This window comes from Shewanella pealeana ATCC 700345 (assembly GCF_000018285.1).
Lineage (GTDB): Bacteria > Pseudomonadota > Gammaproteobacteria > Enterobacterales > Shewanellaceae > Shewanella > Shewanella pealeana.
Genome location: NC_009901.1, coordinates 24,046 through 46,948, shown reverse-complemented (window position 1 = coordinate 46,948; position 22,903 = coordinate 24,046). Strand labels below are relative to the sequence as shown.

Here is a 22,903-nt window from a genome sequence, read left to right as displayed (position 1 = left end):
TCTACTTTCGCCAAAATTAGAATTTTTATCTCATCATCCAACAAGTTAATGTTAAACAACGAGCTAAGACACTTAATGTTAAGTGTTTATAGAACTCAATTTTTTAATTTCGCAATAATCTTTCGATTATTACTATCAGCTTTCCAAATTTTTAAAGAACGATATCAACTACGTGAAGTAGGATATTTCGTCGCTCATCCCTACAAAGTAGAGACAAACAAGCAATCTGTGTGAACACTCAACAACTATTAAGTTAGTCGTATAGGTAAGGAGGTGATCCAGCCCCAGGTTCCCCTAGGGCTACCTTGTTACGACTTCACCCCAGTCATGAACCACACCGTGGTAAACGCCCTCCCGAAGGTTAAGCTATCTACTTCTGGTGCAGCCCACTCCCATGGTGTGACGGGCGGTGTGTACAAGGCCCGGGAACGTATTCACCGTAGCATTCTGATCTACGATTACTAGCGATTCCGACTTCACGGAGTCGAGTTGCAGACTCCGATCCGGACTACGACCGGCTTTGTGAGATTAGCTCCACCTCGCGGCTTCGCAACCCTCTGTACCGACCATTGTAGCACGTGTGTAGCCCTACTCGTAAGGGCCATGATGACTTGACGTCGTCCCCACCTTCCTCCGGTTTATCACCGGCAGTCTCCCTAAAGTTCCCACCATTACGTGCTGGCAAATAAGGATAAGGGTTGCGCTCGTTGCGGGACTTAACCCAACATTTCACAACACGAGCTGACGACAGCCATGCAGCACCTGTCTCAGAGTTCCCGAAGGCACTAAGCTATCTCTAGCGAATTCTCTGGATGTCAAGAGTAGGTAAGGTTCTTCGCGTTGCATCGAATTAAACCACATGCTCCACCGCTTGTGCGGGCCCCCGTCAATTCATTTGAGTTTTAACCTTGCGGCCGTACTCCCCAGGCGGTCTACTTAATGCGTTAGCTTGAGAGCCCAGTGTTCAAGACACCAAACTCCGAGTAGACATCGTTTACGGCGTGGACTACCAGGGTATCTAATCCTGTTTGCTCCCCACGCTTTCGTACCTGAGCGTCAGTCTTTGTCCAGGGGGCCGCCTTCGCCACCGGTATTCCTTCAGATCTCTACGCATTTCACCGCTACACCTGAAATTCTACCCCCCTCTACAAGACTCTAGTTTGCCAGTTCAAAATGCAGTTCCCAGGTTGAGCCCGGGGCTTTCACATCTTGCTTAACAAACCGCCTGCGTACGCTTTACGCCCAGTAATTCCGATTAACGCTTGCACCCCTCGTATTACCGCGGCTGCTGGCACGAAGTTAGCCGGTGCTTCTTCTGCGAGTAACGTCACACCCAAACGCTATTAACGCTTGAGCTTTCCTCCTCGCTGAAAGTGCTTTACAACCCGAAGGCCTTCTTCACACACGCGGCATGGCTGCATCAGGCTTTCGCCCATTGTGCAATATTCCCCACTGCTGCCTCCCGTAGGAGTCTGGACCGTGTCTCAGTTCCAGTGTGGCTGATCATCCTCTCAGACCAGCTAGGGATCGTCGCCTTGGTGAGCCATTACCTCACCAACTAGCTAATCCCACCTAGGTTCATCCAATCGCGGAAGGCCCGAAGGTCCCCTCCTTTCCCCCGTAGGGCGTATGCGGTATTAGCAGTCGTTTCCAACTGTTATCCCCCTCGACTGGGCAGATACCTAGGCATTACTCACCCGTCCGCCGCTCGTCACCTCAGGAGCAAGCTCCCTTGTGTTACCGCTCGACTTGCATGTGTTAGGCCTGCCGCCAGCGTTCAATCTGAGCCATGATCAAACTCTTCAATTAAAGTTTTTTTGCTTCTTCCACCTTACAAGTAAGGCTAAATCAGCGGCTCAACGAATTCTGTATTACATATTGCTATGAACACTCATTCATTAAGTCAATTTTTGATTGTCTCGTGAGAGACAATTTCGAATAACTTAATCTCTGTGAGTGTCCACACAGATTTGCTTGTCATATTGTTAAAGAGCGGTGCTAATTCTATTAAGACTAAGTCTTTCAAACTAGCGCCTTAGACGCTTAGGTCGTTTGGCTGAGGAGGCGTATTCTACACTCTCCAGTGTCGGCGTCAAGCGCTTATTTTAAGAAGTTTTTCAAGCGATGATTCTTTATACAAGACACATCAAATGAAGCTCTTCAAGCGATTATCACCTGAGGCTAATTTCCGTAGAAGTTAATCTCTCTAACACCGCTGCAAGTCCCGTGCTATCTAGCGTTTACGCTGGGTAGTTGGCCTGCTGTGCCGTGTCAGTGGATGCGCATTATAGGGATGTAAGACTAAAGCGCAAGGGCAAAAATGAATTAAACTCTAGTTTTATTCCTGCTTGCTTATAAAACCCACTGACTAGTCACTTTTTAGGCTTTATAATGCCAAAAAACGCCATTTAAAGGACTTTTACATGACTAGCTCGAGAAACAATAAGTCACTGCGATCATATAAGGGAACCGTGCCAGCGCTTAAGAAGGATGTTTATGTCGATCAAGACTGTGTGCTTGTGGGCGATATTACCTTAGATGATGACTCTAGTGTTTGGCCTTTAGTTGCCGCACGTGGTGATGTAAATCATATCTATATAGGTAAGCGCTCAAATATCCAAGACGGTACCGTGTTGCATGTCACTCGAAAATCACCATCGTTGCCAGAAGGCCACCCATTGATCATTGGTGATGACGTGACAATTGGACACAAGGCTATGCTCCATGGGTGTAAGGTCGGTAATCGTATTTTAGTCGGCATGGGCGCCATCATTTTGGATGGTGCCATATTAGAAGATGATGTGATCTTGGGAGCAGGCTCTTTAGTACCACCAGGTAAAGTACTTAAGAGCGGCTATCTTTACGTGGGCAGTCCAGCGAAACAGGCGCGCCCATTGACGGAAGCGGAGCTTGCCTTCCTGCCCCAGTCGGCTGATAACTATGTCAGGCTTAAGAATGAGTATTTGCAAGAAGGCGAATAGTAAGTGTTATAGCTTTCTATAAATTAGACCTATAACAGCACCACTCTTCCTTGCTCATCGAATATCTCTTGTTCGATGAGCGCTTCCACCTCTTCTTCGATATCAAATCGATATTCATCAAATAAGACTAGTGCTTTAGACGCAATATCTTGCTCACCTGCATCTATCGTTGTCGATGACAAAGAAGCAAGCTTAACCAAACTGATACGACATTCGATGTTGGCACCTTGTATCTGAACAGGAAATACCACGGTTTGTGTTTGTGAGTCCCAATTTTGTAGATCGGGGAATAAAATACTTTGATTCATTTCTATCTCAAACTTATCTCAATTTAGAGTTCGGCTCGAAGCTGAGTTAATACAGGCTCAACACTTGGCCTTACCTTGCGCCAAATATTAAAGCTTTCTGCAGCTTGTCCCACCAGCATGCCTAAACCATCTACGGTCTGTTTGGCACCCTGCGCCTTAGCCCATACATTAAATGACGTTGGCTCTTTGCCGTACATCATATCGTAGCAAACGGTTTGTGATGTAATGCTATCGCTACTGATATTGGGCACCTCACCACTTAAACTTGAGGAGGTTGAATTAATAATCACATCGTAGCTTTTGCCCGTATGACTTATCGGTAAAGAAACCACATCGCCATAGCTCGAAAAGAGTTCAGCCAGAATCTCTGCTTTCGCCTGTGTGCGGTTAACGATACTAAGCTTGGCAATTCCTGCCTGCAATAATGGCAGCACACTACCCCGAGCCGCACCACCAGCCCCAACCAGAAGAACTTTAAGCCCTGTAAGACTGCCTAAGTTTCGTTGCAGATCGGCAACTAGGCCTAGCCCATCTGTATTATCACCACGAATTTTGCCATCGGCCAGTACTGATAGAGTGTTTACTGCGCCTGCTAGCTTAGCTTGCTCACTTAACTCATCACAAAGTGCAAATGCTTGCTCTTTAAAAGGCACGGTAACATTGGCTCCATAGCCCTTATTAGTCACAAACTCTTTGAATGTCGCTTCAAATGCATCAATTGGCGCTAAGATTGCCTCATAAGTTAATGACTGAGCCGTTTCTGTGGCAAACATGGAATGTATGGCTGGCGACTTACTGTGACCAATTGGATTACCAAATACTGCATATCGTTCGGTCATGCTTACTTCTCTTTGCCGCGAAAAACTCTAGTGTAACTCGGTTCCGCTGCTAGGCAATCGTCTCTATTGGAGTAATTTTCATCTTTTATATTTCAGCTTACTGTTTGCAGCGCTAATCCGATACTAGTTACACTAGCGATAAGCTTTTATAAAAGTAGAACAATTAAATGAACTGGTTAAAAAAGATCATTGGTAATCGCGATAGCAATAAGGATAGAGACCCAAACCAATCTAATGCTTACGATCGCATTGGAGGAGAGATAGTTATTCGCGCGATTGCCCATCAGTTTTATTTGCAGATGCAGAGCAATGAAGCGACACAAGCGTTATTGTCGATTCACAGAGCACCAATCGATGAATCAGAACAGAAACTATTTGAATTTCTGAGTGGTTGGCTTGGTGGGCCGCAGCTGTATCAGCAAAAACATGGTCACCCAGCACTGCGAGCCAGACATATGCCATTTAAGGTCGACGAAGCCATGCGTGATCAATGGCTATTATGTATGAAGGCAGCGATAGAGATAGAAGTCACAGAGCCCCAGCACCAGCAAGCTATATATAGTGCAATTGCAACCCTAGCGGACCATATGCGAAACCAATAACGTTTAAACACATTATTGGTCTCGTCGGTATGGCTATGCTCGTTATAAAAAACGTTAAAGGTTTAACCAGTCTCGGGGCTTTAGGTAATCACTATAAAGCTGCGCCTCTGGACCACCCGCTTCTGGTGTATAGGCATACTCCCAGCGCACGAGTGGCGGCATAGACATCAGTATCGACTCTGTACGCCCACCAGTTTGCAGACCGAATAGCGTGCCACGATCATAAACCAAATTAAACTCAACATAGCGCCCACGACGATATAGTTGGAACTGGCGTTCATGCTCGCCATATTCAGTATCTCTACGACGCTCAACGATAGGGGCGTACGCCGTTAAGAAGCCATTACCTACCGCCTGCATAAAAGCAAAACTCTGTTCGAAGCCCTGCTTATTGAGATCATCGAAGAAGAGTCCGCCAACGCCACGCGTCTCATTACGATGCGGTAACCAGAAGTATTCATCACACCACTGCTTATACTTAGGGTAAACCTCTTCACCAAATGGCTCACATAAAGATTTGGCGCTCTGATGCCACTCCACCACATCTTCTAAATACGGATAGTATGGAGTTAAGTCAAAGCCACCACCAAACCACCAGACTGGATCGGCCCCTTCTTTATGGGCGATAAAGAAACGCACATTGGCATGAGTCGTTGGAATGTGAGGATTTTTAGGGTGAATAACTAACGACACTCCCATGGCTTCGAAACTGCGACCCGCAAGCTCTGGACGATGCGCCGTTGCCGATGCAGGCATTGAAGCGCCCATCACGTGGGAAAAGTTTACCCCGGCTTGTTCAAATACAGCACCGCCAGTCAACACACGGCTTTGGCCACCGCCGCCTTCTTCGCGCTTCCAAGAGTCTTCAGCAAATTGCGCAGCGCCATCCAATGCTTCGAGTCCATTACAAATTCGATTTTGAAGATCGAGTAAGAAAGCTTTTACTAGTGTTGAATCGGGTGTGCTCATATTATTCCTTTTTATAGAGGCTGATTAACCTTCTCTTATAACGGTTCCACTTCTGGCATCGATAATCGTAGATGGTGAGGCCTGGCTACCCAGCTCACCCACCACCAATCCAGAAATAATACCTTCAAATTGCTGCTTCACCGCTAATGGCGACAAGGCAGGCTCTTGTCCTGATAAATTTGCGCTAGTCGAAACTATTGGTTTATGGATTGCGGCACATAAAGCTTTTACGCCTGCATGAGCAGTGACTCGCACCGCTATCGAGTCAAAAGCGCCACTGAGTAACTTAGACAGTCCAGGCTTAACCGGCATGATAAAGGTGAAGGGACCCGGCCATTTACTCTGAGCAAATGCCAACTGCTGTGCGTTTAATTGGGATTCATCGATATAAGGTAATAATTGCTGATAATCACCCGCAACCAAAATAAGCCCTTTCTGCCAAGGACGCTGCTTTATCTGCAGTAGTTGATTAATAGCTTCATCGTTATCAGGGTCGCAACCTAAACCATAAACCGCTTCGGTTGGATAGGCTATCACACCGCCTTGCTCGACTAACTCGGCCGCATCAGCTGGCAATACTTGTAACATCTGTCTCTCTTCACCTTATATAAACAGCACAATGTCAGCCGCTATCATTACTCAAAAGCGACATTAGTGAAAGTTAATATGATTGTTTAAACTGGGCGCTTATATTTGCACGTTTTTTCTGGGCACTCTAAGCGCAATCCCGCGGCCCCTTTGCGCTCAACTAAGATACCAAAACCACAGTCAGGACAAGTTTCAGCAACTGGGGGATAGTTGACTAAGAACTTGCACTTAGGGTAGGCACTACAAGCATAGAAAGACTTACCAAATCGACTGGTTCTATGCTCGATATGGCCCGTTTTGCACTTAGGGCAAGGGATCTCATCTTTGCTATCGCTCTGATCATGCTTCTCTATATGGCTGCATGCAGGATAGTTAGTACAACCGATAAATATACCAAATCGGCCCGACTTAACCGCCAACTCATTGCCACAATCTGGGCAAACGGAGCCTTCAATAACTTGAGTCTCTATCGACTCATGCTGCACCAGTGGCCTAGTGTAATCACAACTTGGATAGTTATTACATCCAATAAAACCACCGTGCTTACTGTGCTTTACCGACAACTCGCAGCCACACTTGGGGCAAAGCTCAAACTCTTTCTCAAGAGCGTGCTCGTGCGTAGTAAACAATTGCTGATCTATTTTGGCCATGATTGTCTCAGTTCATCTATATAACGTTATTCTACCAAGGAATAGCCTAAGTTTTATATTCCAATGTTAGAATTTAGTAAAAAGCAATGATATATTGTATTCAATAAATCGAAGGGAATAATAATTAAGGGATAAAAAATGAATACACCCTCAAAGTTCGCTATGACTATTATAGCGGGAATGCTCGCCTCTCTCTCTGGATGCGCCAGTGTCGATCAACAAGCTACTATTTCCGCGCCTTTAGTTATTACGGCCCAGTAGATGATCTTACCGATGCTGATACTGTCGCTTTAGCGCTAACACTTGAGGAACTTAGTGATTCAGGCCTACTCGATAACCAAGCACGCTTGCAAGAGCAGTATGCCGTCACCCTATACCGTTACTTTGCAGATAACGATGCGGCTGAAGCCTTAGCTCCGTTACTCGCTCAGTTAGATTCACAACTAAAGCAACTGGCAACATCAACGCCTAATACAAGCAATGACTATGCGTTGCTAGAAACTCTCAAAGCCTACGGTTTCCTACTTAATAAGAGCCGTAAAGATGTCGATGGCGAGCTTAACAAAGTATTACTAGCAGCCGATCTAAATACACCGCTACTCGAGTTTGCAGCGAGTCCAGCGAGTATTCGTGCCGAGAGTGATTGGCCACGCACCAATGCATACTGGGCCTTAGCACTGTACCGCCTCGCCCTTCCATCATCAGAAGATGGTGAAGAGACCGAGCAAGAGCTTGCCGTAGATGAAGCCGTAGCTGCAATAGCTAAAGCCGACGTAACGCTACGTGGTGATGCCGCAAAAGATGCTTATACGGCAGGCTTTCATGTAAACGTATTTGGCGGCCAAGAGCTGTGTGAAGAGAATAGCGAAATATGCCGTATTCCAGAGCTTAAAACCGCCCTACCTATTGAGCACCATTGCTCTGATAGCCTATTCATATTGACACAAGATCTAAACGAACAAGAACTAGCTGAGAGCTGCACCAAGCTGACATCTCAAGAGTCTAACTTCCACAACGTGCTAGAAACCAAACTTGAGCCTGCGCCCAATGACTTTAATACCGCCCTTAGAGTCGTCGCCTTTAAGAACTGGAGCCAATATCACTTAAATGGTCAGCTTATCTTCGACATCAATACCGATAACGGTGGGATGTATATCGAAGGTACACCGTCAAAACCCGGTAACCAAGCCACCTTCTTTGCTTACCGCCAATGGTGGATTGAGCCAGAATTTAAAGTCTGGAACTTGAACCATGAATATGTGCACTATCTCGATGGTCACTTCGTAAAATACGCTGGATTTGGCCACTTCCCCGAGAAAATGGTGTGGTGGTCTGAAGGTCTAGCCGAATACATCTCTAAAGGTGATAACAACCCATCGGCACTTCGCGTTATTAAGCGTGATATAGAAGAAGCTCCTACTCTAGAAGAGATCTTTGCCACCGAGTATAAGGATGGCCAAGACAGAACTTACAAGTGGAGCTACATGGCGATTCGCTTCCTAGCGGAAAACCACCACACTGAGTTTGTACAGTTAAGCCATTACCTTAAAACCGACTACTTTGAAGGCTATGACCAGCTAATGGCTTCATTGACTGAACATCAACCCCAGTTTGCCGATTGGTTAAACACTCAGGTTAATGCCTTTAATGATAGTGAAGAGGAAGCAAAGCCAAGACTGCACAAGCAGGGTAGATATGACTACCGTGACTATTTGCAGCCACAGCATTTAGCCCATGGTGAGAACCATCTGAAGTTCTAGGCACAACGCCAATTTGTGTCCATCCGTGGCAAATTGGCATAAGTGTTCTGACCTCTAGGGATAGAGGAAATGCGAATAAATGTATGGAACATTTATCGCCGGACACAAACCCCTTCCTACGCTATCCCTGCGTTCAGGCTGATGTTAGAGGGAATAGCCGACTTCCATGTACAAAGCCAATTTGGCTCCATCCATGGTAAATTGGCATAAGTGTTCCGGACACAAAAAAGGAGGCTTAGGCCTCCTTTCTTTTATTCATGTCGCTCATTATGAGTGTAAGCGGCCATCGGGTTGCTCAAAGATAAGATCTTCCATCTGCTCGTAGGCAGATTCATGACCCGGAGCATTAAATAGCACCATCAAGATAACCCATTTAATATCATCAAGGTTCAAGGTCGGCTCATCAATTTCCATCACTCGGTCAATGACCATTTCGCGGATCTCTACACTGAGCACTTTAATCTGCTCTAAAAACAGTAAAAAACCACGACTCTCGACGTCAATTTTTTCCATCTCGGCTTTAGTGTAAATACGGAATGATTGCTGATCATGATTGCAGAGATAAGGCGTACCCGCTTCCTGTAGGTCAGCTAACCGCTCTAACCAGGAGAGTGCCTTAATGATTTCACTTTGATGAAATCCAGCGCGAGTCAGTTCTTTCGTGAGTTCGTCTTCATCTACTAATAATTCGACTTCACTATGCACATAGTTTTCAAACAAATACATGAGGATATCAAACATGGCTAGCTCCTCTTTAGTCTTATGTAACCACCAGGGACTGCAGAAATCCAACCCTGCAGCTCGAGTTCAAGCAATTGCTCCAATACTAGCTCTATGGTTTTTCCACTATGCTCGACCACATCATCTATTGTTGTGGTCTCATAGCCAACACTAGCTAACAGCGAGGAAAATGGCAAATCAGAGGCGCTTTCCCCCTCTATATGGTGGCACGCTTTAACTTCTTCAAGGTGAAAGTGCGATAAAGAAGTCACTTCTTCTAAAATGTCAGTCAAAGTCTCGACCAACTTGGCACCTTCACGCAATAACTTATGGCAACCCTCGCTCTGACCACTTAGTACGCTTCCCGGAACGGCAAATACCTCTCGCCCCTGTTCATTAGCAAGTCGCGCAGTGATCAATGAACCACTTCTCAGGCTTGCTTCAACCACTAATGTTCCTATAGTTAGACCGCTGATAATACGGTTTCGTTTCGGAAAATTTCCAGAAAAAGGCTTCACCTCAGGCCAAAACTCTGAGAGCACACACCCATCCTCTTGAATGCCATTATAAATATCACGGTGCCGCTTGGGATAGATAACATCAACCCCTGTACCGAGTACGGCGATACTGGGTTTATTAATCTCTATCGCTGCTCGATGAGCCACCCCATCAATCCCTAAAGCCATGCCACTCGTAATAGCCATGCCATTTAGGGCTAATTCCGTTGTTAACTCATGCGCCATCCTCTTACCGCCGGGAGTGGCCAGACGGCTTCCTACAACAGCCATAGCAGGAAACAATAAAGCATCTGTATTGCCCTTTAAAAACAGTACAGGGGGAGGATCGTTAATCTGTTTCAATAATGGAGGGTAATTAGCATCACCAAGGCAGATAAGGTGATGATGTGCTTCGGCTTGCTGCCATGCTAAGGCCGCATCAACTAAAGCATGATCGGGAGTAAGATGAGATTGTAGTAACGACTCTGGTAAAGGCAACGCTTGTGGCTCATGCGTCAATCTTTGCCTCAGTTCGGTTACATCCATGTAATTTATTAATTGTTTAATCCGAGCCGGTCCTAGCCCAGATACCGCTGAAACAACTAGCCAATCGACCAGTCTGTCGTTAATAGTTTGTCCTTATAAAAAGTCGATGCCATCATCAAGATGGCATCGAAAGAAAAACTATAACTAACTCTAGTCTACTCGCTACGGAACAGCGAATCAGGTATCGCTAACTTATCAGCCACTCGCACAGGACGCTCGTTGACTAAGATAATACCCATGCTGGTTTTATCGAAAACTTTAAACACCATCAATTTACCGCGGTAAAGATCCGGCATCTTAACTGCGCTGTCAGAAGAGATATTGGCGAGCATCTTCTCGTAGCGATTGCGATCATGGGGCTGTACAGGTATGCCATCACCATCGATCACTACAACGTCGCCATCTTTAAAGATTGAGAACACATGCCCAGTTTCGAGTCCGTCTACTGCACCACGATCTAAGTAAACTACATCCAGTTTACCCATTTCTCGAATGCTCTTCCCCGAAGCGAGAACCGTCGCGGGCTCAGTTAACTCTGCCGCACGAGGCATAAAATACGCCGACATTAACAAATCATCTTCGATAGGTAGTACACGGTAACCGGCAGCGGTCTCCCTCAAGCTGCTCAGCAGCTCCACCTTGGAGATAGGCCCAGACTCAACCACTCGACCTGAGGCAGACAAAATCACTTCTAAACCTAAGTTATCACCGTCACTATTCTTAAAGGTACGGCCATCTAGGTAGACGCCAAACTTATCGCCAACAGTCAGCTCCCCCTGCACATAAATAATGTCATTAACGACATGGAAATTTGAGGGACTCTCACCACCCATCACTTTTGGCTGCAGCTCAAACCAATCGGCATCGACCACGCGATGTTGTAATAAATAGGGTTGAATAAGAGAAAGATCTATCGCCGGAATAGCACCACCTTTAGCCGAAATACGCCCTTGAGGACTCTTTCTAACATGGGGCTTAACTACTAGGCGTGGTTCACCATCGATAAAAACTATGGTCAGCCTATCTCCGGGGTAAATCAAATGGGGGTTAGCTACTTGCGGATTGACTCCCCACAACTTAGGCCAACGCCATGGATCGTTAAGAAAAGATGCAGAGATATCCCAAAGCGTATCGCCTTTTTGAACCACATAAGAATCAGGATGCCCCGACTTTAGCGTTAAAGTATCAGCGAAAACAGAAGTGCAACCAATTATAAGTGAAGCAAGTAATATTAACCGTTTCATCAGGGTACCCATGCTATTTGCTCTTTTATTAGAGTATATGTAGAGCTTTTGCTGTTATTGAATGCCGCTAACGACTAAAATTGAGCCATTAGCCAAAGTCAGTATAACTAACTGGCTCAAATTTGACAGACTTGTTAAGAGTTTAGGTATGAGTTTATTAAAAGTTTTACGTTTTCCCGACGAAAGATTACGAACAGTTGCACAGCCGATCACAGAGTTTAACCCTGCCCTTCAAACACAAATCGACGATATGTTCGAAACTATGTATGAAGAGAAGGGAATTGGCCTAGCGGCAACACAGGTTGATTATCACCATCAACTTATCGTTATGGACCTTCAAGATGAGGTTGAACGCCCTAAAGTGTTCATCAATCTTGAAATTACCGCCAAGAGTGGTGACTTCTGTAACGAAGAGGGGTGCCTATCTGTCCCAGGTGTTTACGCAAAAGTGGACCGCGCCGAATTTGTCACCATCAAGGCGCTAGATCGTGATGGTAAAGAGTTCACCTTGGAAGCCGATGGCTTATTCGCTATCTGTTTACAGCATGAATTAGACCACCTATCGGGCAAGCTGTTTGTTGACTATCTATCGCCTCTAAAGCGTCAACGTATCAAGCAGAAACTCGAAAAAGCGGCTCGTCTCGAAGCGAAACAAGGATAAATTTTTGAAACCATTAAATGTCATTTTTGCAGGAACACCCGATTTTGCTGCACGCCATCTTCAAGCGCTAATCGACTCAGAGCACAATGTGATCGCAGTCTACACCCAGCCAGATAGACCTGCCGGCCGTGGTAAAAAACTGCAAGCGAGTCCAGTCAAGGCATTAGCGCTTGAAAATGACATTGCAGTTTTTCAGCCTAAATCCCTACGTGACGAAGACGCCCAAGCAGAACTTGCAGCATTAAACGCCGATATCATGGTTGTGGTGGCTTATGGTCTTATCTTGCCAAAAGTGGTGCTAGACACCCCACGCCTAGGTTGTATCAATGTGCACGGTTCTATCTTACCACGCTGGCGTGGTGCAGCCCCGATCCAACGTGCATTGTGGGCCGGCGATACTGAAACTGGCGTGACCATCATGCAGATGGATATTGGTCTAGATACCGGTGACATGCTACTTAAGACTCTGCTTCCTATTGAAGACAATGACACCTCTTCAACTCTTTATGAAAAACTAGCAGAGCAAGGCCCGACGGCACTAGTAGAAGCACTAGCAGGCATTGCTGAAGGCACCCTTCCAGCAGAGAAGCAAGACGAGAGCCTAGCTAACTACGCCGAAAAGCTTTCAAAAGAGGAGGCCCGTCTAGATTGGTCTAAGCCAGCTTCAGCATTATGGCGTGAAATTCGTGCCTTTAACCCTTGGCCTGTTAGCCACTACGAACATGAAGGCAATACCATCAAGGTATGGCAAAGTTCTGTTAGTGATGAGACCAGTTCACAGCAACCCGGCACCATATTATCGGCAGATAAAAGCGGCATCAGCATTGCGACAGGCGAAGGCGTATTAACCATCACCCAGATGCAGTTACCAGGTAAGAAACCGTTAAGTGTTGCCGACATTCTAAACTCTAGAGCCGACTGGTTTACCCCAGGCACAGTGCTCGCTAGCACCGACAATCAAGAGGCTTAATCGCTAATGAACTTAAGAGCTTTGGCCGCTAAGGTCGTTTTTCAGGTGCTAGAAAAAGGTATCTCACTTTCTGTGGCGCTACCCGATCAGCAAAGACATCTCGACAGTGGCAAAGACAAGGCGCTACTTGCCGAGCTTTGCTATGGCGTGATGCGTCATTTGCCACAACTAGACAAGCAAGTCAGCGATTGCATGAGCAAGCAGATGAAGGGTAAGCAGCGCATTGTGCACCAATTGCTGCTGATTGGCTGCTACCAGCTGTACTTCACGCGTATTCCTAGCCACGCGGCAATATCTGAAACGGCTGAAGCCTGTCGTCAGCTAAAGTTTGAAGGTTTAGTTAAGGTCGTTAATGGTGTCTTGCGTAATATTCAACGCCAAGAAAAACCATTAGCGACAGACAACGACACCTTAGCCTATAACACCCCAGCTTGGATCATTAAGCGTTTAAAGGATGCCTACCCTGATAACTGGCAAAGTGTTATTGAGCAGAGTCACGAACGTCCGCCTATGTGGCTGCGTAACAATCAGCAATCGCAAACCAGAGAGACTTACCTACTAGCACTGGCTGGATTAGAGATAGAAGCGCAGGCCGGTAACAGCCCAGACTCGATTTTATTATCTAGCCCACGTGATGTAATGCAACTACCAGGTTTTGAAACTGGCGCAGCCTCGGTGCAAGATGGCGCAGCTCAATGGGCAGCAACGCTACTGGCACCGCAGGGCGACGAGCTAGTACTTGATGCTTGTGCGGCACCCGGCGGTAAAACTTGCCACCTGCTAGAACTTGCACCCAACATTAAGCTGGTAGCGGTAGATTTCGACGCTAAACGCCTCGAACGTGTGCAGCAAAACCTTGATAGATTGTCACTCAAAGCTGAGTTAGTGCATGGCGATGCCGCCAATATTGACTCATGGTGGCAAGGTGACAAATTTGACCGTATCTTGCTCGATGCGCCTTGTTCGGCAACAGGTGTTATTCGTCGTCACCCAGATATTAAGTGGCTAAGAAAGAACAACGACATCGAAGAGTTGGCGCAATTACAGTCACAAATTTTCGATCATTGCTGGAAGTGGTTAAAGCCCGGTGGCACACTCTTATTCGCAACATGTTCGATTTTGCCTCAAGAAAATAAAGATCAAGTCAGCGCCTTCTTAGCCAGAACACCTGATGCGACCTTAGTGCCAATAGAAGAGCAAGCCAACCCAGACGATATCGGCTGGCAGATTGTTCCAGGACAAGACAACATGGACGGCTTTTATTACGCTCGCCTAGTGAAGGATTAGAACGGCAATGAAAATTATCATTTTGGGTGCAGGACAAGTTGGCGGCACATTAGCCGAAAACTTAGTTGGCGAAAACAATGACATCACCATTGTCGATAATGACAAAAATCGCCTGCGTACTTTGCAAGATAAGTACGATTTAAGGGTGGTCGTGGGTCACGGTGCTCACCCAAGTGTATTAAAAGAGGCGGGAGCCGAAGACGCTGATATGCTGATCGCGGTGACCAATAGTGACGAATGTAATATGGCCGCATGTCAGATTGCCTACTCGCTCTATGGTACTCCCACCAAAATTGCCCGAATTCGTTCAGAACAATACCTAGGTTTGCGCGACAAGCTGTTTATCGACAGCGAAACCAAAAATGCAGACAATCGCCCGCGAGGCGGCTTTATTATTGATGAGCTGATTGCACCAGAGCAACTAGTCACCGCTTATATCGGCCGCCTAGTTGAATACCCTGGTGCACTACAAGTGCTGGAGTTTGCTGAAGGCCGACTTAGTCTCGTGGCCGTTCGTGCATACTATGGTGGCCCATTAGTGGGTAACGCCTTAGCTGCTTTACGTGAACATATGCCCAATATTGATACCCGGGTCGCGGCCATTTTTAGACAAGGTCGCCCTATTATGCCCCGCGGTACCACGATTATCGAAGCCGATGACGAAGTCTTCTTCGTTGCCGACAGCCGCCATGTGCGTGCGGTAATGAGTGAGATGCAAAAGCTAGATAACTCCTACCGCAACATTATGATTGCCGGCGGTGGTAATATCGGTTTAGGCCTAGCGAAGCAATTGCAACGTAACCATTCAGTGAAGCTGATTGAGCGTAAGCAAGAACGCGCCGAAGAGTTATCAGAAAAGCTTGAGAACACCACGGTATTTTGTGGTGATGCATCGGATCAAGAGTTGTTACTCGAAGAACATATCGACCAAACAGATGTGTTTATTGCGGTGACTAACGACGATGAAGCCAATATCATGGCCGCCTTGCTCGCCAAGCGTATGGGGGCGAAGAAAGTCATGGTGCTGATCCAGCGTGAAGCCTATGTTGATATCGTGCAAGAAGCCAATATCGATATCGCCATCTCACCGCAGCAAGCAACCATCTCAGCGCTACTAACCCATATTCGCCAAGGTGATATTTGTAACGTTTACTCACTGCGTCGCGGTGCAGCAGAGGCCATCGAAGCGATTGCTCACGGTGACTCTAATACATCTAAAGTTGTGGGTAAGCAGATCAGCGAAATCAAACTGCCACCCGGCACCACCATTGGCGCTATCGTGCGTGATGAAGAAGTACTGATGGCCCACGATAAAACCGTTATCGAACAAGGTGATCACGTCATCCTCTTCTTAGTAAACAAGAAGTTTATTGGTGAAGTTGAGAAACTGTTCCAACCGAGTGCTTTCTTCTTTTAAAAAACCTTCAGGAGCGGAATAGTGCTGAACTATCGTCCTCTACTGTTTATTCTGGGAATTTTCCTATCGACGCTGACCGCGTTTATGTTAATTCCCGGAGCCTTCGCCCTCTATTATGGTGAAGAGACTGTTGGTGCATTCATGATCTCCTCCTTGGCTGCTGGTAGCGCAGCCAGCTTTTGTATGCATCAAGGTCAGAGCCGTAAACTACATCTCAATATTCGAGATATGTTTCTACTAACCTGCCTCACTTGGCTCATCGTCAGTCTTTTTGCGGCAATGCCCTTTACCCTGTATCACGGCATCAACTACACCGACGCCTTCTTCGAAACCATGTCGGGGATCACCACCACGGGGTCTACCGTGTTGTCGGGGCTAGACACCATGGATCACAGCATTCTGATCTGGCGCTCATTACTACAATGGCTCGGTGGGATCGGTTTTATCGTGATGGCAGTAGCCGTACTGCCCTTCTTAAATGTTGGTGGTATGCGGCTATTTAGAACCGAGTCTTCAGACTGGAGCGACAAAACCACCCCCCGTACCCAACACATGGCCAAGAACCTATTTATTGTTTATTGCCTACTGACATTCTTATGCTTCTTGGCATATCACGGCAGCGGCATGAACTGGTTCCAAGCTATCAACCATGCCATGACAACCCTATCTACAGGCGGCTACTCCACTTCAGATCAATCCATGGCAGCATTTTCCAATGAAGCTCACTGGGTCGGCACCACCTTTATGCTCGCTGGCGGATTGCCGCTGCTTATGTTCGTCTATATGGTGCAGCAACGTTCGGTAAAAGTGTGGAACGACGCCCAGGTAAAAGGCTTTCTCAAGTTTGTGGCTTTCGTTTCTTGTGCACTCGCCTTATGGCTTTGGAGCAGCAGAGGGATAGCACCTTTAGATGCGCTGCGCTTGGCCAGCTTTAACGTAGTATCTGTGGTAACAACCACAGGCTATGGCCTTACCGACTACACCGCTTGGGGAGCATTGGCGAATATTGTGTTTCTATTCCTGATGTTTGTCGGTAGCTGTTCGGGGTCAACCTCTGGCGGCATCAAGATCTTTCGCTTTCAAATTGCCGGCGTGATTATGCGTGAGCAACTTAAGCAGCAATTCCACCCTAACGGTGTGTTCAAAGAACGCTATAACAACCATATTGTTCGTGGAGATATTGTCCGCTCACTAGTCACTTTCATTCTGCTATTTGTACTGGTGATAGTGCTGCTATCCATCATTTTGGTGTTAACAGGACTCGATCCCGTCACTAGCTTTACCGGCGCCATTACCGCAGTCACCAATGTTGGCCCAGGATTAGGTAGCACCATAGGGCCTGCAGGCAACTTCTCATCTCTACCAGATGTTGCAAAATGGGCATTAGCTATCGGCATGCTACTAGGCCGCCTTGAGATCTTAACCGTCGCAGTCCTTTTCCATCCTAGTTTCTGGAAGTACTAGACAAGCTTCAAACACAAAAAAGCCGCATTAATTGCGGCTTTTTTGATTGGTGTGCTTATTTAGCTAAACTCACTAGGTGGTCTGCATAGACCTTCACATCTTCCCAATCGGTGTAATCAATCACAGCTTTTGGGTCGGTTGGGCCATTGGTGATTTTCATGATCAGCTGGATCATCATTCTGTCGTACCAACGCCAAGCTGGATAATCTACCTTACCAGCAATCACCTTAACGTCTGTTGGTTTCCAAGCCGCTAGCTCAATAAACTTCTGTAGATATTTATTATTTTCCGGCACACGCTTCTCAGGATTACGCGCCACAACATTAACACTAAAGAAGCTAGATGCTTTAGCGCTTAACTCTGCTTGATGCTGTTCGACAAATTCAAACACTGACTTATGGTAACTACCGTAAAGCACACAGGCTCCTAACGCGACCACATCATACTTAGCCCAATCGACGCCTTCAGCCTTAGCCTCACTGATATGCATCATTTCGCACTGGTGCCCTTCACTCATAAGGTGATCGGCCATGGCGCGGCTAATTCTGGCAGTATGTCCACCGCGAGAATAGTAAAGTACCAGAACTGATTTCATCTTGATTCCAATTGAGAATTTTCTATTGATACATTGTTACAGCAAATCTCAGTTTTTAAAGGAGAATGGATCACAAATTAGGTGTAGCTCATATTATCAACATCAATAATTGAGATAACAGTCCTCTACAAGTATGCTCCACAAGTAGATTGTTTTATAAGACTGACTCAATTAGAATAAACTAATTAAAGGCGATGGAGTAAGTAATCGTATGCAAAAAGAAATCGACGCCAGCGCAATGGTCACCAATGCCGAGAGTGCAGCAAAATGGCTTAAGGCTATCGCAAACCCATATAGATTAATGATTTTATGCTTGCTGCTGGATAAAGAGCTTAGCGTAACTGAGCTAAATAAAACGGTTCCTCTCAGCCAATCAGCCCTATCACAGCATTTAGCCGTATTACGTTCAGAAGACTTGGTCGCGACCCGCAAGAGTTCTCAAGTGGTTTATTACGCATTAAAGAACGAGCAAGTCACCGAAGTTATCTCTATATTGCATCGTAAATACTGCGCTTAACTCACTCTCTTTAAGAGCCGATAGTATTCTTGTCCCGTCCTGAAATAGGTTGACGGTTTTTACTAGACCAGTAGCTTCTGCTGCTGGTCTTTTTTATGCACTTGATTAGGTGTTTTCATACCCAAGCTTAAGTGCGGTCTCAGCTCATTGTATATAAAAATTGACTCCTCAACGAGTTGCTTTAACTCATTAAGGTTGCAGCAAGGAGATAATAGAAACTCTTGCTTTAATATCCCATTTATACGTTCTGCTAGTGCGTTTTGGTAGCAGTCATATCCATCGGTCATTGATGCGCGGATGTCACTTCTTTGCAACGCTAACTGATAAACGGCAGAGCAATACTGTAACCCTCTGTCTGAGTGATGCACTGCTCGATGTTGATACTGCCGATTACTTATCGTCATTTCTAACGCTTTGACTACGTCTGTAGCTTTCATTTCATTACTTAATTCATATCCCATTATTTTACGACTGAACGCGTCAGTTACCAATGATAGATAATGTATGCCTTGCTCTGATTGCACATATGTTATATCACTAACAAACACCTCTTCAGGTGCTGTTGGCACTAACTCTTTCAGTAAATTTGGATGTTTCTTCATCCAATGTTTACTGTTAGTCGTCTTGGTATAATTACGCTTAGGTTTGACTAACAAGCCTTCACTTTTCAAGTAACTAAAGAAGTTATCGCGCCCAAGTTTAATCCCTTTCTCGATGAACTTAGGTTTAAGTAAAAAGTAGAGTTTCTTGCCACCAATCCGAGGCATAAACCGACGGATATCTAGTATCATCGCTCTTACAGGGGCTAACTCCATTGCTCTACAATTCGCTCTTCGTTCTCTTTGATAGATAGCTTGTCTTGTTATACCCAGAAGCTTACAAGCGCGATTTAAGCTCGTTACTTTCTGTTTTTGAAGACTTCTCGCTCCCTGGCTAAGTACTTTTTTCTAAGGCCAGCTCCATATTCTGCATCAATAATATCAACGGCTTCATTGAGTAATAGATTACGTAAGTGCTCATCTTCCAGCTCTTTTTCAAGGCGCTTAATCTTTTGAGCTGGGGTTTCTTTAGCTTTAGTTGTTTTTGGCATAGTCATTCTCACTGGTTGAGTCCAGTCCATCTTACCGTGCTTTCTAAGCCAAGTAAGTACCGTGGAGCGACCTTGGATGCCATAGGTTGTTTGAGCTTGTTTATAAGTCATATCGCCTTTTTCTACGGCAGCTACAACTTGTAATTTAAAGCCTAACGAATAATCTCGCTGTGTTCGCTTAACGCGGGCTGGTATTGGTGTAGTCATTATAAAGTCCTAAATGTGTAAACACATTTCAGGACAAGACATCTAGATACAAAAAAGCCTGCATCGAGCAGGCTTTTTTGTTTTAGGGTTTAAAGTCAGATCACCGCTCAGCAAAAGCACGGGCAAACTCATCGACCTTGTTCCAGTCAGTAAACTCAAAGGTACCGCTAGTATCGGTCGGCCCTTTCGTCATCCACATGATAAAGCGGATCATCACCTTATCGAATAGGCGGTATTTTGGGTAATCAATCTTGCCTGCGAACACTGCTAACTGCTGCGGCTGCCACAGTGATAATTCCAAAAACTTCTTCATATAGGGATTGGTTTCTGGAGTGTTTTTCTCAGGTTTTCGCGCCACCACATTTACAGTGAAAAAAGCATTATGCTTGGCATCTAGTACCGCGTGATGGCGATTAATGAACTGGTAAAGTGCAGGTCTATGCTTACCATAACGAATACTCGCAGCCACTAAGATCTTATCAAATTGCGCTAAACCTAAGGTTTCAGCGTCCTCAAGAGAAGCCAGTGTTACCTTGGCTCCTTGCTCTTGATTAATCCTCTTTATCTGCTCACAAATCGCTTTGGTTTGGCCATCGACTGTCGAATAAATAATTAGTGTTTTGTTCATTAACTTCCTACTATTTTCCGATTCAAACTAGATTGAAACTCAATTCAAGCAATGCCTAATGGCCTACCCGCTTATCAATATACTAGCTAATAATTAACGCTAACTGAGTTAGCGTTACCATGTCAGTATTTTTACAAAGATTTAGTTTTTCCAGAATGTTGGCGTAAACAAAATAAGTAAAGTAAACACTTCTAAACGACCGAATAGCATGGCGAATAGCAGTACCCATTTTTCACCATCACCGATACTGGCGTAGTTACTAGCAACCTCACCTAAGCCTGGGCCGAGGTTGTTCAAACAAGCCGCCGTTGCACTAAAAGCTGTGATGGCATCCATTCCCAAAGCCATCAAGATCAACATGCAAACAACAAACACCAAAGCATAAGCCGAGAAGAACCCCCAGACCGCATCGATAACCCTATCTGGCAGTGCGTTACCGCTGATTCGAATAGAGAACATGCCACGAGGATGAACTAGACGCTTAAGTTCACGCGAGCCTTGTAGCAGCAATAGAATCACTCGAATGACTTTAATACCACCTGCGGTTGAGCCACCGCTGCCACCTATAAAACTCGAAAAAATCAGTAGGATCGGTAAGAACAAAGGCCAAGCATGGAAACTTTCAGTGCCGAAGCCTGCGGTAGTTGAAATTGATACCGCCTGAAACAGAGCGTAATCGAAGGTTTCCTCGGCCGAATCATAGATCCCTGAGCCATAGAGGGTGACAAAACAGATAGCCGTTAGCACCAACTGAATAGCGATCAACACCTTAAATTCTGCGTCGCGAAAATAAACTCGCAGGTTAATACCGCGACGAGAAAATGCCGCAAAGTGCAGACTAAAATTGAGCGCAGCAATCAATAGGAACACCACGCAAATCATGTTGATTGTAGGGCTATCGAAGTAACCCATACTGGCATCATGAGTAGAGAAACCACCAATCGCAATGGTCGAGAATGAGTGACAGATAGCGTCAAATGTATCCATTCCCGCCAGCCAATAAGCAACTGCGCAGGCGACCGTTAGCGCTAAATAGATATACCACAGCGCCTTGGCGGTCTCGGCAATCCTCGGCGTCATCTTACTGTCTTTCACTGGCCCCGGCATTTCAGCTCGATACAGCTGCATGCCTCCTACACCGAGTACGGGTAGAATCGCCACAGCAAGTACGATGATCCCCATACCACCTAGCCACTGTAGTAGATGTCGATAGAATAGAATCGCCTTGGGCAGACTATCTAGACCCACAATCACCGTGGCACCAGTGGTAGTCAGCGCCGAAAAAGATTCAAAGAAACTGTCGGTTAAACTGAGAGAGGGTTGACCAGAGAAGATAAATGGCACGGCACCAATGGAGCCCAGTACCACCCAAAACATCACTACCAATAGGAAGCCCTCTCGGGTCCGCAAGTCCTTGCGGTGTGCACGGTTAGGGTACCAAAGTCCAAAGCCCAAGATCAGGCACAACACAAATGCCTGAATAAAGGCCATACCACCGCCATCTTTATAGATAACGGCGACAAGGGCTGGAGGAAGTAAAGATAAAGAAAACAGCCCCATTAACAGGCCTGTGATTCTTATAATTGTTCGATATTGCATTGATTCCCATCACTAGCGCTTATGCTATAGCGCATTCTCGCACACTTAATAATGAATGTTCATAACCGATTATCAAGCTTGAAAAAACTTGTTAATCCATAAAATTTGTCATTGCTTTAACTGGTACAACTAACAAATATGGCGCTTACTCTTCAAACTCCGCTTTTAGCTGCCCCTTACTCAGAGTCGCCAAATCAAGCTTCAGTTGCTGTTTAAAAGCCTTAGGGATGGCAAACTGAATAACAATCTTGTCGCTAAACAGCTTATCTTCAATCAATACATCAAACTGAGTGAATAGATGTTCAACATCTTTGAGTTGATGATATTCACACACCAAGCTTCCCGGATAACGGATCTGCTTCAGTTGGGTTTCGAGTTGTACAATAGCCTGTTTAATACCTGAGCTATAGGCTCGAACTAATCCCCCCACGCCTAACTTGGTGCCACCAAAGTAACGAATTACTATCGCGCCCAGCTCACCAATGTTTGCTCCTTGTAAGGCAGCCAACATGGGGCGACCAGCACTACCGGAAGGCTCACCATCATCACTAGACCCCATATTGACACTGTCATTGGGTGCACCACCAACAAACGCATAGCAGTAATGGTTAGCTCCTGGGTACTCAACCTTTACATTAGTGAGTACACACTTAAGCTCTTCAGCTGACTGGCAGTGGAATAGAAAAGAGATAAAGCGACTATGCTTTATCTCTTCTTCTATCAATAATTCCGCTGCAGGGATGAGATAACTCTCACTCAAAACG

Annotated in this window: 22 protein-coding genes and 1 rRNA gene; 9 read left to right on the top strand and 14 right to left on the bottom strand. The window is 45.8% G+C overall.

From position 1 onward, the window contains the following. Positions 1–266: 266 nt before the first annotated feature. Positions 267–1,809, bottom strand: a 16S ribosomal RNA gene (locus SPEA_RS00230). 614 nt (positions 1,810–2,423) lie between these two features. Here SPEA_RS00230 and SPEA_RS00225 point away from each other — a divergent pair. Next, entirely contained in the window at positions 2,424–2,981 is a 558-nt protein-coding gene (locus SPEA_RS00225) for a gamma carbonic anhydrase family protein (protein ID WP_012153317.1), read from the top strand. A gap of 29 nt (positions 2,982–3,010) precedes the next feature. Here SPEA_RS00225 and SPEA_RS00220 read toward each other — a convergent pair whose 3' ends face one another. Continuing rightward, a complete protein-coding gene (locus SPEA_RS00220) occupies positions 3,011–3,289 on the bottom strand; it encodes a DUF1488 family protein (protein ID WP_012153316.1) in 279 nt (92 codons plus the stop codon). A 23-nt stretch (positions 3,290–3,312) separates the two neighbouring features. Continuing rightward, on the bottom strand, positions 3,313–4,128 hold the full coding sequence (gene aroE, locus SPEA_RS00215) for a shikimate dehydrogenase (RefSeq protein WP_012153315.1): 816 nt from the start codon (positions 4,126–4,128) through the stop codon (positions 3,313–3,315). A gap of 167 nt (positions 4,129–4,295) precedes the next feature. On the opposite strand from aroE, the gene SPEA_RS00210 reads away from it, so the two are divergent. Then, the gene (locus SPEA_RS00210; protein WP_012153314.1) at positions 4,296–4,730 is read left to right on the top strand and encodes a group II truncated hemoglobin; all 435 of its coding nucleotides are present in this window, start codon (positions 4,296–4,298) and stop codon (positions 4,728–4,730) included. A 54-nt stretch (positions 4,731–4,784) separates the two neighbouring features. Here the strand turns inward: SPEA_RS00210 and hemF are convergent, their stop codons facing one another. From hemF to SPEA_RS00195, 3 genes are all read right to left on the bottom strand, one after another. After that, positions 4,785–5,699 (bottom strand): oxygen-dependent coproporphyrinogen oxidase, encoded by a 915-nt coding sequence (hemF, locus tag SPEA_RS00205; protein WP_012153313.1) that lies wholly within the window; start codon positions 5,697–5,699, stop codon positions 4,785–4,787. Between the two features lie 24 nt (positions 5,700–5,723). After that, on the bottom strand, positions 5,724–6,287 hold the full coding sequence (tsaC, locus tag SPEA_RS00200; RefSeq protein WP_012153312.1) for an L-threonylcarbamoyladenylate synthase type 1 TsaC: 564 nt from the start codon (positions 6,285–6,287) through the stop codon (positions 5,724–5,726). 86 nt (positions 6,288–6,373) lie between these two features. Next, on the bottom strand, positions 6,374–6,937 hold the full coding sequence (locus SPEA_RS00195; RefSeq protein ID WP_012153311.1) for a DNA topoisomerase family protein: 564 nt from the start codon (positions 6,935–6,937) through the stop codon (positions 6,374–6,376). Between the two features lie 200 nt (positions 6,938–7,137). Here SPEA_RS00195 and SPEA_RS00190 point away from each other — a divergent pair, with 200 nt between their 5' ends. Next, complete coding sequence (locus tag SPEA_RS00190) at positions 7,138–8,697, top strand: collagenase (protein WP_012153310.1); 1,560 nt, start codon at positions 7,138–7,140, stop codon at positions 8,695–8,697. Positions 8,698–8,964: 267 nt separating this feature from the next. Here SPEA_RS00190 and SPEA_RS00185 read toward each other — a convergent pair whose 3' ends face one another. From SPEA_RS00185 to SPEA_RS00175, 3 genes are all read right to left on the bottom strand, one after another. Continuing rightward, positions 8,965–9,438 (bottom strand): DUF494 family protein, encoded by a 474-nt coding sequence (locus tag SPEA_RS00185; RefSeq protein ID WP_012153309.1) that lies wholly within the window; start codon positions 9,436–9,438, stop codon positions 8,965–8,967. A gap of 2 nt (positions 9,439–9,440) precedes the next feature. Continuing rightward, a complete protein-coding gene (dprA, locus tag SPEA_RS00180) occupies positions 9,441–10,460 on the bottom strand; it encodes a DNA-processing protein DprA (protein WP_012153308.1) in 1,020 nt (339 codons plus the stop codon). 155 nt (positions 10,461–10,615) lie between these two features. Then, on the bottom strand, positions 10,616–11,716 hold the full coding sequence (locus SPEA_RS00175) for a LysM peptidoglycan-binding domain-containing protein (RefSeq protein ID WP_041410751.1): 1,101 nt from the start codon (positions 11,714–11,716) through the stop codon (positions 10,616–10,618). Positions 11,717–11,852: 136 nt separating this feature from the next. On the opposite strand from SPEA_RS00175, the gene def reads away from it, so the two are divergent. Genes def through SPEA_RS00150 form a run of 5 tightly spaced genes read left to right on the top strand, consistent with a single transcriptional unit; the run spans position 11,853 to position 17,503 of the window. After that, complete coding sequence (gene def, locus SPEA_RS00170; protein ID WP_041411196.1) at positions 11,853–12,365, top strand: peptide deformylase; 513 nt, start codon at positions 11,853–11,855, stop codon at positions 12,363–12,365. A 4-nt stretch (positions 12,366–12,369) separates the two neighbouring features. Continuing rightward, positions 12,370–13,335: a methionyl-tRNA formyltransferase gene (gene fmt, locus SPEA_RS00165; protein ID WP_012153305.1), complete on the top strand. Its 966-nt coding sequence runs from the start codon at positions 12,370–12,372 to the stop codon at positions 13,333–13,335. 6 nt (positions 13,336–13,341) lie between these two features. Next, positions 13,342–14,622 carry a 16S rRNA (cytosine(967)-C(5))-methyltransferase RsmB gene (gene rsmB / locus SPEA_RS00160; RefSeq protein ID WP_012153304.1) on the top strand — a complete coding sequence of 427 codons (1,281 nt, stop codon included), beginning with the start codon at positions 13,342–13,344 and terminating at the stop codon, positions 14,620–14,622. Positions 14,623–14,629: 7 nt separating this feature from the next. Further along, positions 14,630–16,039 (top strand): Trk system potassium transporter TrkA, encoded by a 1,410-nt coding sequence (trkA, locus tag SPEA_RS00155; RefSeq protein WP_012153303.1) that lies wholly within the window; start codon positions 14,630–14,632, stop codon positions 16,037–16,039. A 21-nt stretch (positions 16,040–16,060) separates the two neighbouring features. After that, complete coding sequence (locus tag SPEA_RS00150; protein ID WP_012153302.1) at positions 16,061–17,503, top strand: TrkH family potassium uptake protein; 1,443 nt, start codon at positions 16,061–16,063, stop codon at positions 17,501–17,503. A gap of 55 nt (positions 17,504–17,558) precedes the next feature. Here the strand turns inward: SPEA_RS00150 and hemG (SPEA_RS00145) are convergent, their stop codons facing one another. After that, positions 17,559–18,098 (bottom strand): menaquinone-dependent protoporphyrinogen IX dehydrogenase, encoded by a 540-nt coding sequence (gene hemG / locus SPEA_RS00145; protein WP_012153301.1) that lies wholly within the window; start codon positions 18,096–18,098, stop codon positions 17,559–17,561. A gap of 211 nt (positions 18,099–18,309) precedes the next feature. Between hemG (SPEA_RS00145) and SPEA_RS00140 the strand changes: the two genes are divergently transcribed. Next, positions 18,310–18,615: an ArsR/SmtB family transcription factor gene (locus tag SPEA_RS00140; RefSeq protein ID WP_012153300.1), complete on the top strand. Its 306-nt coding sequence runs from the start codon at positions 18,310–18,312 to the stop codon at positions 18,613–18,615. Positions 18,616–18,677: 62 nt separating this feature from the next. Here SPEA_RS00140 and SPEA_RS22455 read toward each other — a convergent pair. From SPEA_RS22455 to SPEA_RS00115, 4 genes are all read right to left on the bottom strand, one after another. Then, positions 18,678–19,912, bottom strand: a protein-coding gene (locus SPEA_RS22455) for an IS3-like element ISSpe1 family transposase (RefSeq protein WP_086024287.1) whose coding sequence is annotated in 2 segments (ribosomal slippage) — positions 18,678–19,555 and positions 19,555–19,912 — 1,236 coding nt in all. Because the reading frame shifts where the segments join, the coding sequence is not laid out codon by codon here. Between the two features lie 100 nt (positions 19,913–20,012). After that, positions 20,013–20,540 (bottom strand): menaquinone-dependent protoporphyrinogen IX dehydrogenase, encoded by a 528-nt coding sequence (hemG, locus tag SPEA_RS00125; protein WP_012153299.1) that lies wholly within the window; start codon positions 20,538–20,540, stop codon positions 20,013–20,015. Positions 20,541–20,681: 141 nt separating this feature from the next. Then, positions 20,682–22,139 (bottom strand): TrkH family potassium uptake protein, encoded by a 1,458-nt coding sequence (locus SPEA_RS00120; RefSeq protein ID WP_012153298.1) that lies wholly within the window; start codon positions 22,137–22,139, stop codon positions 20,682–20,684. A 145-nt stretch (positions 22,140–22,284) separates the two neighbouring features. Continuing rightward, on the bottom strand, positions 22,285–22,899 hold the full coding sequence (locus SPEA_RS00115; protein WP_012153297.1) for a YigZ family protein: 615 nt from the start codon (positions 22,897–22,899) through the stop codon (positions 22,285–22,287). Positions 22,900–22,903: the final 4 nt, after the last annotated feature.